The organism is Photorhabdus cinerea, assembly GCF_011189575.1.
Classification (GTDB): domain Bacteria; phylum Pseudomonadota; class Gammaproteobacteria; order Enterobacterales; family Enterobacteriaceae; genus Photorhabdus; species Photorhabdus cinerea.
This window is the reverse complement of the sequence record NZ_PUJW01000004.1, coordinates 248,205-260,119: the sequence shown is the minus strand read 5'-3', so window position 1 is coordinate 260,119 and position 11,915 is coordinate 248,205. Positions and strand designations below refer to the sequence as shown.

Below are 11,915 nucleotides of genomic sequence, written 5' to 3'. Positions count from 1 at the left end.
AACGGGTTCTCTTTACGCCGACAAGGGTTATCTCAGTCAGGAGCTCGCTGACGATTTAGCCAAAACGGGTGTCACTTTCATCACGAAAAAGCGCCGAAACATGAAAGCGTGTATGCAAGCTGAGTGGGATAAGATAATGTTATCAAAGCGTTTTATTATCGAAACAATTAATGGACAATTAAAAACAATTTCTCAAATAGAGCATTCGCGCCACCGAAGTATAAAAGGATTTATGTTGACTGTTTTAGGCGGCTTGATTGCTTACTGCCTTAAATGGAAGAAACCATCACTGAAAGTTTTCTACTTAGAAGAAGATGTTCCAATGATGGCTTAAGCAGAATTCGGGTTAAATTAGATTTTAGAGCTGTGAATTCCGCTAAGTATTCATTTCAGGCATGATCTACATATTCGGAGCCTGACGCAGTTTCCCACCCATTTAGTTTGGTACTTAAATATTAACGCAAGGCTCCTTTCATTCATTGACGGAATACCAAAGTAGCAAGCTGGAAAATATTACTTTTCCAGCCCCAATCTTGGAATTTCAATTTTTGGGCAGCGATCCATCACAACATCCATGCCTGCTTTTTCTGCCAATCCTTTCGCTTGTTCGTTAATAACACCCACTTGTTTTAATATGTCCACAATTCGTTGATCATTCATCTATCATTCCTTACAAATTCAGTATTTTTACTTTGTTTATTTATTACAGTGTATATGATAAACATTGTTATCAATTTACTATGATCGAAAATAACGATTATCAAAGGTACCAACATGAAATTGGCAACCCGTACACTCGCAGCTTCTAAAAATATAGCGCTTGTTGCACACGACCACTGCAAAACGTCTCTGCTGGTCTGGTCCAAAAATCATCAGAATTTACTTAAGAAACATAATTTATATGCTACCGGCACAACCGGTAATCTGATCCAGAATGAAACAGGATTGCCAGTCACCAGTATGCTTAGCGGACCAATGGGCGGAGATCAACAAATTGGTTCTCTAATTTCAGAAGGAAAAATTGATGTACTAATATTTTTCTGGGACCCACTTAATGCCGTTCCTCATGATCCTGATGTAAAAGCACTGTTGCGCCTTGCCACGGTATGGAATATCCCAGTAGCAACAAATCTGGCAACTGCGGATTTTATTGTTAATTCCCCATTGTTTTTTCAACCAGTGGATATTCAGGTCCCTGATTATCAACACTATCTGAATGAACGTCTGAAATAAATCTTTATAATATTTACGGTTGAGCAATATGTTCTCTTCAAAAGATACCTTAAGGCTTACGCTGAACAAGCCCCCCCAACCGTTCTAATTGACGCACAAACACAGATGGATTTTTCTTATCCTGCATCAACCACACCTGCTTCTTCGCCCGTGTTAATGCAACATATAAAAGACGTCGCTCCTCTGCATCAGGAAAATTTTCCAACTGTGGCAATAAAACCCGTTCCACCACCGATTCCCTTTCAGGTGCAGGAAAACCGTCGTTCCCCTGATATAACCCAAGAATAATCACATAATCCGCTTGTTTCCCTTTCGAAGCATGAATAGTCATAAATTCTATTTTGAGCTTAGGCCAGCGGGTCGTTGCTTTTTTCAGTAACTCAGGTTTCAAGTGATGATAGCGGGCTAACAACAAAACCGTTTCCTGCTCTGTAACATAGCAACTCATTTTATTCAGTAAAGGTTCAAGTTGATCTTCTGGCAGGATTACAACTGATTTTTTATTACCTTTAGTCAAACTATTTAGCGACTTGTTTAACTGATTTGGGTTTTGTTGTACAAATGTGTTAGCAATCTCACCAATCCGATCATTAAACCGATAAGAAGTATCCAGTACACATTCAGCCCCTTTACCAAAATAATCAGCAAAAGCAGTGGTCAATATCAACTCCGCCCCACTGAAACGGTAAATTGCCTGCCAGTCATCCCCTACAGCAAACAAATAACTTTGGCTATTTTGTGCCCGCAATGCGGTAAGCAATTTCGTTCTTAATGGTGAAATATCCTGAAACTCATCGACCAGAATATGCTTCCACGGGCTAATAAATCGTCCTTTCTCCAGAATATGAACTGCCTGATGAATCAACCCTGAATAATCAACAGCACATTCTGCTTTTAATTCAGATTTCCACGCTTTTAATAAAGGCCCCATCAAGCGAATACATTTTTGAAACAGCTCCAGATACTCTCCCTGAACCTGCTCTGTCATCGCCTTTTGACTACCACCGTGCATACGCATTAATTCCAGCCAACGTTCAAGCCTGCCTGACAACCGGCTAACAAGCTGTTCATCACACCAGAATTCACCTTCCGGTATTTCCCATTTCAGCTCCTCTGTCAGCCATTCCCGCCAACCTTTGGCTTGTGCTTTCTTCTCTCTGCATTGTTGCTGCCAGTGTTTAACCAGAAAATCTCTTCTCTTTTGCCCGTCAGTTTCCAATGTGCTAATTTTAAGCACTTTATTACTTCCCTGCTGAATGATATGCAGTGCCAAAGAATGAAATGTTTTCGCTTCGACATCTTTCACACCAAGACGAGTATGAATTCGTTCATTCATCTCATCAGCTCCCTGGTTATCAAACGCTAACAGTAATATCTGTTCGGGAATCGCCTGTTGGCGAAGCAACAACCATCCTACCCTCGCCACCAGCACAGATGTTTTTCCGCTACCAGCACCAGCAAGAACCAGCACTGAATTTTCACCATTAACAACAGCTAAGCTCTGAGGAAGATTTAAAGAAGAGGTTTCTACCCGCTGAAAAAAATCACGATATTGCTCCAGCATACGCTCTGTCCATTGCTGGTTAATCTTTTCAACAGATTTTTCGCCATTCTCAACCCAATGTAGACAAATTTGATAGTCTTCTCGGCAATTATCAAATTGTTCCAGACGTTGTAATGCCAGTGGTAAAGCCTGAAATGCGGCCTGAATCCGCTGTTGCAATTGGGACAAGTCAGCTTTTTTAAACCAGCGATCCTGCTGACCAATTTTATTGACTTCATTAACCTGATCTGCCAGTACATTAGCACTAACAACACTCATTTCCTGGCTCCATTTTTGCCATTCACCGAGTAGATGATGATAAAAACTCTGTGTTTGCTGCCATTCAGTGCCATGAAGGCGAACCGCTTGTCCATCAAGCAATTCAAATTCCAGCTCACCCCAAACAATACCCCGTTTGCACTGAATATCAATTAACTGATTAAATGGGATAAGGTATTGGTGCTTTTCTCCACTGACTTCAATACCTGCATTCAGCAATCGCACCCGGTTATAGGGATGCTGAGCAAGACGCCGGCCAATTTGTGTTGCTTTAAGTTCCATGATCGTAGCGCTATACCTGAAAAATAGTTGAACTATGTCTTATAAGGGTTTTTTATCACTAATAAACCTTATATCCTAATGGTCATTTATGGCCGTTATCATTACCTCAGAGGTATTTTGTGCTAACTGTTTTCTCCGGTCTGCGCCGTTTTCTTTATAACAGTCATCTTCTTTATTATACCCGTATCCTAATAGCCCTAACGGGAACAACGCTAGTACCTTGGTTCCTAGATAAAGAACCTAAGATAACCATACCACTGACTTTAGGTGTTGTTGCCGCAGCACTGGCCGATCTTGATGATCGTCTGATTGGCCGTTTACGCAATCTAATGATCACGCTAATTTCTTTCTTTATCGCGTCAATCTCTATCGAATTGCTATTCCCTTACCCTTGGCTTTTCACCGTCGGACTGGCGTTATCCACTTGTAGTTTTATCTTACTGGGTGCGCTCGGGCAACGCTACGCAACCATTGCATTTGGTGCGTTACTGATTGCCATTTATACCATGTTGGGTACATCTATTTTTCCACTATGGTATCAACAACCACTATTGCTCCTGACAGGAGCAGTCTGGTATCACCTACTAACACTCACCGACTATTTACTGTTTCCTATCCGCCCGTTACAAGACAACCTGGCGCGTTGTTATCAGCAACTTTCAGCTTATCTTGATGCCAAAACCAACCTGTTTGATCCTGATATAGAAGAGGAATACCAGCAATCTGTCGTTAACGTAGCAATGGCAAACAGTGCTCTGGTAAATACATTAAATCAAACCAAAGCCTCTTTATTAACCCGTCTGAAGGGAGAGCGTGGTCAACGTGGAACCCGTCACACACTACATTATTATTTTGTCGCACAGGATATTCATGAACGAGCGAGTTCAGCTCATGTAAGGTACCAGAGCCTGCGGAATACTTTCCGTTACAGTGATGTCCTGTACCGGTTTCAACGTCTTCTTTCCATGCAAGCCCGTGCATGTGAACAAGTTGCTCAGTCAATACTTTGGCACAAACAATATCAGCACAATCCACGTGTTGAACGTGCTTTCAACTATCTGGAAAGTTCGCTGCAACAATTGGGGGAACAACAAAAACATAACCTCAAGATCACCGCATTATACAATCTACTGAAAAACTTGCGTGCAATCGATGCACAATTAACCGGTATTAGATCTAGGCAGGACAATCTTACTAAAGAAAGAAAAGATGAAACTCAACTATCTGATGAACCACTAACTGGTGTGCGCGATATCTGTCTAAGGATCAGCCGTCACCTAACTCCACAATCAGCCCTATTCCGTCATGCAATCCGTATGTCTGTTTTGCTGTGCAGTGGCTACGCTATGATTCAGTTGCTGGATTTACAACGTGGATATTGGATTTTACTAACCAGTTTATTCGTTTGCCAACCTAATTACAGCGCTACCCGCCGCCGTTTAGCACTGAGAATAATAGGAACTGTTGCCGGGGTATTAATCGGCTTACCAATCCTCTACTTCGTACCATCTATTGAAGGGCAATTGGTACTGATGATCATCTCTGGTGTGCTGTTCTTTGCCTTTCGTAATATCCAGTATGCACACGCAACCTTATTTATCACGCTGCTGGTATTATTGTGTTTTAATTTGTTAGGCGAAGGTTTTGAAGTCGCATTACCAAGAATTCTTGATACATTTATTGGTTGTGGTATCGCCTGGTTAGCAGTGAGTTTCATCTGGCCAGACTGGAGATTCCGCCAATTGTCACAAGTAATAAGCCGGACAATGAGTACTAATTGCCGCTATCTTGATGCCATTTTAGTCCAATATGATCAGGGAAAAGACAATGGATTGAACTATCGAATTGCCCGCCGTGATGCCCACAATAGTGATGCAGAACTGGCATCAGTTATTTCAAACATGTCTGCCGAGCCGAAAAGTTATCAAACCTCCCAAGAAGAAGCATTTCGACTGCTGTGCCTAAATCACACAATGTTGAGTTATATCTCCACGCTGGGAGCGCACCGGGATAAATTGGATAACAAAGTTATTCTGGATATTCTTAACGACGTTATTTGTTATGTTGATACAGCATTAAAACTAGCATCAATAGATGATGAAAGAATTAAACAAATACCTGTCAATATAGTGAAAAAAATTGAACAAGCCTTGGTAGAAGGAAACAGTAAAGAGCAATTAGTATTGCAACAAACAAGTCTATTAATAGAGTTGCTACCTGAAATCGTTAACCATATTAAACAAATTAACCAATTAGAACCCCATTAATATACTGGGGCAGTTGGCTGCCCCGTTCATTTAACTGTTCACGATAAAAATCTAACAGGACAACTCCTTGTGCCAGCGTAATAAGTCATTACGAATTTGTACCGGTAAAACGGCTGAATGACACCCTTCAATTGCACCAGCCAGAGCAAGTAACAAACTAACATTAAATTTTCTTTTATATTGATGCAGTTTTAAATAACTGGCTTTCGCACCTAACAACCGTAAATCTTCAACTTTACATATTCCTACTTTCCATAATTGACGCTCAAGAGACATTCCAAGGTTAGGTAAGTCCTTTAAGCGCGCTGGTATTTTCTTTTTACCCACCACTTCAATCAATGAGTAATGATAGGCTAAATGTGTATATTGAGACAACAATGCTTGATCTTGCCAAAGTGATTCACCAACCTGGTAATAACGCAAAGTTACAGGTATTCCTCTTTTCGAATAAATATAGTTTTTCATTCCTCTGGCTTTGAACAACACTTCAGCATGACTATTTCCCCGTAAATATAATTCTCCATCAGCAATAATAGCGAACATAACCCCGTCAGCCAGCAGGCTGTAGCCGCCAAACTGCGGTTTCCTTGTCAATCTTCCAAACGAAGAAAAACCATTTTTGAGTTGAGTAAAACGTACCTCAGACAAAAACATACAGATCGCTCCATGAGTTTAGTGCAAATAAGTCTCTTATCCATAGATTTGTCCCAGTTATCAGTAAAATAGATAAGAGGAACAATTAATTAAAAACATACGCAATCCAATTTTTCCTGCCAATGATTAAATGAACTTAAAGCGATTTATAATCAATATTTGCGAAGCTCTTTGAAAAAATAGACTTGATCTTAGCCTAACATAAAGATACTGTATGTCCATACAGCATCTTGTGGCGAGGTTCATTATGGGCATTCAATCATCTTGGGTTTATTCTTCTAAACATCTGTCAACAGAAAGGCAGCCATCACGCTCTTCCCCTATACAAGATAATTCAGTGGGAGGTGGTGGTGAGGGTGGTATAGTGAGTGAATTGATTTATAGTGATAACCAATCTGTTATTAACCATATATTACTACCTTTATTACGTGAATCAGGGAATGAGTCTCGCTGGCTGCTATGGGTGAGTCCACACAAGAAACTAAGCCGCCAATGGTTAATTAACTCTGGATTACCTTTAGATAAAATTGTTCAATTAAATCGCATCAACTCCATTACAACTGTAGATGCAATGGAAAGAGCACTAGCGAGTGGTAATTACAGCGTAGTACTTGGCTGGTTACCTAAGTTATCAGAAAGAGATACGGTAAAATTACAGTCTGCGGCGCGAAAAGGTAACGCATTGGGCTTTATTATGCGCCCACAAAATGTGAATAAAGGAACCAACTATACTGAACTGCAATCAAATTTACTAAAAATTCATTCCATTTACTATCATTGACCAAAACTAGGAATTATCTCAATATCCATAGCACAAAATAACCAATTTAGGCCAAAAAACACTGATCACAATTAAAATCAATTAATTAATATAGGATTAGTTGTAAAGAATAGTAAAGTTTTTTTTAAAATTATACATTACCTTTTAATTTTTTTGCGCTATTAATCAATACCCACTTGTAACTTTTTAACTTCGTTGTAGACTTTACACCATTAAAGATTACTGCGCTTAGTACCCTTGTATTGTTTGGTTAACTGGTTTGACGAAAGTGCGGTATTCTTAAACTGAGTTTTTTAATCAATATGGCTAATAGCCTATCTCAGTAGATGTAAGTAATAAGTAATTAATGCGTGCCGTTTTTGTGAATGTATGGATAAATAATGAACATGCACAGCACGCAGAATATCAGGGCGTACATGCAGTACGAGAAGTTGAAGTTCGAGTACTACTCAAGTTCGCTCCTGAATAATTACAAAGAATGGCAAATGTAAATAGCCAATGGGATAGGCAGTAAGTAAAAAGGCTCCCAAAGCCAATTGCCTATTGGGTGATGATAATAACGAGGCGTTAAAATGAAAAAGACAGCTATCGCGGTAGCAGTGGCAGTGGCCGCTTTCACAACTGCAGCGCAAGCAGCTCCAAAAGACAACACTTGGTATACTGGTGGTAAATTGGGCTGGTCTCAATACCATGACGTAAACTTCTACGGTAACGATTATACCAGTGCAATCGGTAATGGCCCTACGCACAAAAACCAACTAGGCGCTGGTGCTTATTTAGGCTATCAAGCCAACCCATATCTCGGCTTCGAAATAGGTTATGATTGGTTAGGCCGTATGCCTTACAAAGGTAGCGTAAACAATGGTTCCTTCAAAGCTCACGGTTTCCAACTAGCGACTAAACTAAGTTATCCAATTATGGATGATCTGGATGTCTATACTCGTTTGGGTGGTATGGTTTGGCGTGCAGATTCCAAAGCAACTTACGGCGCAACCAATACTCATCTGAAAAACCATGATACCGGTGTTTCTCCATTGGTAGCAATTGGTGTTGAGTATGCTCTGACCAAAAACTGGGCTACTCGTCTGGACTACCAGTGGGTTAACAATATCGGTGATGCAGGTACAGTAGGTGCACGTCCTGATAACGGCCTGTTGAGCGTAGGTGTTTCTTACCGCTTCGGCCAAGATGAAGCAGCTGCTCCAATTATTGCTCCAGCTCCGGTTGTTGCTCCAACCCCTGCTCCAGCTCCGGTTGTTGAAAACAAACGCTTTACTCTGCGCTCTGACGTTCTGTTCGAATTCGCCAGCTCTGAGCTGAAAGCAGAAGGCAAACAGACTCTGAACCAGCTATATACTGAATTAGCGAACATCGACCCAACTCAGGGTAAGGTGCTAATTCTTGGCTATACTGACCGTATTGGTAAAGACGCATACAACCAGAAACTATCGCAAGAACGTGCTCAGAGCGTAGTTAACTATCTGGTAACTAGAGGCATCCCTGCGGGCAGCATCAGTGCAGAAGGCCACGGTAAAGCAGATCCAGTAACGGGTTCTACTTGTGATAAAATTCGCAAACCTAACTTAATCAGTTGCTTGGCTCCAGATCGTCGCGTAGAGATCGAAATCCAAGGCACTAAAGAAGTTGTTACTCAAGCACAAACTGCTCAGTAACAGTCTTTATTGATTACTAATGTAATCAAAAGATCAGGAAACCCCGTTGAAAATGGGGTTTTCTTTTCCATCTATTGAAATCTTATATCAACTTATATTACGAGTTTTATTGTGATACCAATCCACAATAGCTGAGATTACTCACTCTTACCCAAGATAGCCTCTAAATCGTGCTTCAAACTAGACATCTGATTTTCATATTTTTCCTTACGTTCAGCATCTTCAATGAGTTGTATGATAGTTTCGGACAGTGTATTACCCCTCCGTTGAGAAAGTGCAGATAAGCGATGCCATACAGGAAAATCTAAATCGATAGATTTCTTGCGAGTATGCTGATGTTCTGCATTAAAATGCCGTTTACGCCGAGCGCGGATAGTTTGTTTCATACGGTTGGATAAATCAGGATGCATATGCTGTTCAATCCATGTAAGTACCTTTACCGGCTCACTCTCAAGCTTGATTAGCATATCAACTGCTTCACGAGCTGCGCTGTTTTCAATATATTTGGTAATTAGCTCACCCTCTTGATGTTTCTTTATCAGATAAGCCCATTTCCAGCCACATTCCAGATTTTCCAATTGTTGATATTTCATCTTATTTCTCAGTGACGGCGTAACTTAAAAATAAGCATAGCAACTATTCTAGTAAATTGCTTATGGCTAAATTGATCATTGTCTTTTTTTTGTTCAAAATGATGCTTTACATAAAACGCCTGAAATGGCAAACATTCAAACATGTTGGTTTATATCTTAATCTTGTATAATCGGCGCTTTTCTACTTTACAATATATAGCGATCACTTTGACCAATAACAAACTAGACTGGCAGGCATTACTGCCGGATAACGCTCCCTATAATGCGTTTTTTCATTCTGCGTCCCAACAGGCTCCTGCCAGTATGGAAGTCGTTCAGTCGCGGCTGCATAGTGGTTTGAAGCTTTTCTGCCGGATGGATTCCCGCCAGCCTTTTATGCTGTTGAAAGCTGAGGAATGTGATACTTATTTGTCAGAATTGGCTGGATCTATCCATCTATTACTCCCCAAAGAAATTCCCCAAATTGGCGGCGACTATCAGATAGAACAACAAAAAATTAGCTGGCAATCATCAACAGAAGGCCATTTCACACCTAAATTGCGAGTAGCCTATCGTGAATGGATAGAGGCAGAACAATTATTTGGCTGCGTCCACTCTCACCATGGAGAAATCCATCTACAACCCGGTTTAGTTCATCAAGTAAATGGCGGCGTACTTATCCTTCCGTTACGTACCCTGTTGGCCCAACCATTAATGTGGGTTCGCCTGAAACAGATGATTATTCAGCAACACTTTGAATGGTTATCTCAGGATAATAACAAATCCTTACCATTACCCATCCCCTCCATTCCACTAAAGCTGCGTTTGATTTTGGTTGGAGATCGCCTCAGCCTTGAAGAGTTTCAGGTTACAGAGCCTGAATTAGCAAAAAACGCTCTGTATGGTGAATTTGAGCTGGATGTGCCATTGCATAATGAGCAGGACCTAAGTTTGTGGTGCAGTTATATCAATGGGATTATTCAACAGTGGCAATTGCCACCACTGAGTCATGATGCCTGGCCTGAGTTTATCCAACAAGCAACCCGTTATGTAGAAGATAAACACCGCCTGCCTTTGGATATTCTCTGGCTACAACGACAACTGACAGCTGCGGCACTCTATCAGCAAGAAAACCAAATTACAGCTCAATCGATCAAACAAGCTGTGGAAAATCGCCTCTGGCGTCATAACTATCTGTCTGAACGTAGCTTAGATGAGATTCAGCAAGGTCAAATCCTGATCCGTACTCAGGGAATGGTCATCGGTCAGATTAACGGATTATCCGTGCTGGAGTATCCTGGCCACCCTGATCCAATAGGAGAACCATCTCGTATCACTTGTGTGGCCCATGTGGGAGATGGGGAATTTATTGATGTCGAACGCAAAGTAGAATTAGGCGGCAATATCCATGCGAAAGGCATGATGATTATGCAAGCCTTTCTAATTTCCGAATTGAAGCTTGATCAACCTCAACCCTTCTCCGCATCTATTGTATTTGAACAATCCTATGGCGAAGTTGATGGTGACAGTGCTTCACTTGCTGAATTATGTGCACTGATAAGTGCTCTTTCCCAGCAACCCATCGATCAACAACTGGCCGTCACCGGTGCAGTGGATCAATTTGGTTATGTTCAGCCAATTGGTGGTATTAACGAAAAAATCGAAGGTTTCTTTGAAGTATGCCACCGCAGTGGGCTAACTGGCCATCAAGGTGTCATTCTGCCAGCGGCGAATGTCCGCCACTTATGTCTTAACCAAGCAGTCGTAGACGCAGTAAAAGCACAAAAATTTCACTTATGGTCAGTAAAACATGTTTCTGAAGCACTGCCTTTATTGACAGGTATCCCTTATTATGATCAACAAGAAACACACTTGTTAGCTATGATACAGGAGCGTATAACACAAGCGAATAATCAGGAACGGCCTAAATCCCCGTGGTTTCTTCGCTGGCTGGGTTAATTCAAAATGTCTGATCGGAGTTGTCCAGCGTACAAGTGTACTCTATTATTTACCTTACATTAAATATAAGGCTATCTAAGAATATGATTGATCAACGTAAATCCTACACAAAAGAAGATCTTATTGCGTCTGGGCGAAGTGAGTTATTCGGAGAAAATGGACCACCATTACCATCTGGCAATATGTTAATGATGGATCGCATCATTGAAATGACAGAAAACGGTGGTACCTACGGTAAAGGCTATATAGAAGCTGAACTGGATATTACCCCTGACTTATGGTTTTTTGACTGCCACTTTATTAATGACCCTGTGATGCCTGGCTGCCTTGGTCTTGATGCCATGTGGCAACTCGTTGGGTTCTTTCTTGGATGGTTAGGAGGCGAAGGCAAAGGCCGTGCGCTTGGTGTTGGTGAAGTGAAGTTCACCGGTCAGGTATTACCAACAGCTAAGAAAGTCACTTATCGTATCAATTTTAAACGAGTTATTAACCGCAAGTTAATTATGGGTCTAGCTGATGGTGAAGTGTTGGTAGATGGCAAAGTTATCTATACCGCAACAGATCTAAAAGTAGGCTTGTTTAAAGATACCAGCACTTTCTGACACAGAATCAGTGATATCAAAAAGAAAGGTGACTAGCTAATTGCTTTTCACCTACTTCAATAAAAGCTCG

General features: G+C 41.0%; 10 protein-coding genes and 1 pseudogene. 7 read left to right on the top strand and 4 right to left on the bottom strand.

What is annotated here, in order from left to right; all coding sequences use genetic code 11:
- Positions 1-334, top strand: a 334-nt coding sequence (locus tag C5469_RS05815) for a transposase (protein ID WP_166303574.1), incomplete at its 5' end; no start/stop codon positions are given.
- Between the two features lie 179 nt (positions 335-513).
- On the opposite strand, the pseudogene C5469_RS05810 reads toward C5469_RS05815, so the two are convergent.
- A pseudogene (locus C5469_RS05810) lies at positions 514-627 on the bottom strand (CoA-binding protein); the annotation flags it as partial.
- 147 nt (positions 628-774) lie between these two features.
- Between C5469_RS05810 and mgsA the strand changes: the two are divergent.
- Complete coding sequence (gene mgsA, locus C5469_RS05805; protein ID WP_166303571.1) at positions 775-1,233, top strand: methylglyoxal synthase; 459 nt, start codon at positions 775-777, stop codon at positions 1,231-1,233.
- 49 nt (positions 1,234-1,282) lie between these two features.
- Here mgsA and helD read toward each other — a convergent pair whose 3' ends face one another.
- The gene (gene helD, locus C5469_RS05800) at positions 1,283-3,337 is read right to left on the bottom strand and encodes a DNA helicase IV (RefSeq protein ID WP_166303568.1); all 2,055 of its coding nucleotides are present in this window, start codon (positions 3,335-3,337) and stop codon (positions 1,283-1,285) included.
- 119 nt (positions 3,338-3,456) lie between these two features.
- Between helD and yccS the strand changes: the two genes are divergently transcribed.
- Positions 3,457-5,604, top strand: coding sequence for a YccS family putative transporter (gene yccS, locus C5469_RS05795; RefSeq protein ID WP_166303565.1), 2,148 nt, complete (start codon positions 3,457-3,459; stop codon positions 5,602-5,604).
- A 51-nt stretch (positions 5,605-5,655) separates the two neighbouring features.
- Here yccS and C5469_RS05790 read toward each other — a convergent pair whose 3' ends face one another.
- A complete protein-coding gene (locus C5469_RS05790) occupies positions 5,656-6,258 on the bottom strand; it encodes a TfoX/Sxy family DNA transformation protein (protein ID WP_054475779.1) in 603 nt (200 codons plus the stop codon).
- Positions 6,259-6,505: 247 nt separating this feature from the next.
- On the opposite strand from C5469_RS05790, the gene sulA reads away from it, so the two are divergent.
- A complete protein-coding gene (sulA, locus tag C5469_RS05785; RefSeq protein ID WP_166303562.1) occupies positions 6,506-7,039 on the top strand; it encodes an SOS-induced cell division inhibitor SulA in 534 nt (177 codons plus the stop codon).
- 572 nt (positions 7,040-7,611) lie between these two features.
- Positions 7,612-8,712, top strand: coding sequence for a porin OmpA (gene ompA / locus C5469_RS05780; RefSeq protein WP_166303559.1), 1,101 nt, complete (start codon positions 7,612-7,614; stop codon positions 8,710-8,712).
- A 137-nt stretch (positions 8,713-8,849) separates the two neighbouring features.
- Here ompA and matP read toward each other — a convergent pair whose 3' ends face one another.
- The gene (matP, locus tag C5469_RS05775) at positions 8,850-9,305 is read right to left on the bottom strand and encodes a macrodomain Ter protein MatP (RefSeq protein WP_166303556.1); all 456 of its coding nucleotides are present in this window, start codon (positions 9,303-9,305) and stop codon (positions 8,850-8,852) included.
- 207 nt (positions 9,306-9,512) lie between these two features.
- On the opposite strand from matP, the gene C5469_RS05770 reads away from it, so the two are divergent.
- Both C5469_RS05770 and fabA read left to right on the top strand, forming a co-directional pair.
- Entirely contained in the window at positions 9,513-11,243 is a 1,731-nt protein-coding gene (locus tag C5469_RS05770) for an AAA family ATPase (RefSeq protein WP_166303553.1), read from the top strand.
- 83 nt (positions 11,244-11,326) lie between these two features.
- Positions 11,327-11,845: a bifunctional 3-hydroxydecanoyl-ACP dehydratase/trans-2-decenoyl-ACP isomerase gene (gene fabA / locus C5469_RS05765; RefSeq protein WP_166303551.1), complete on the top strand. Its 519-nt coding sequence runs from the start codon at positions 11,327-11,329 to the stop codon at positions 11,843-11,845.
- Positions 11,846-11,915: the final 70 nt, after the last annotated feature.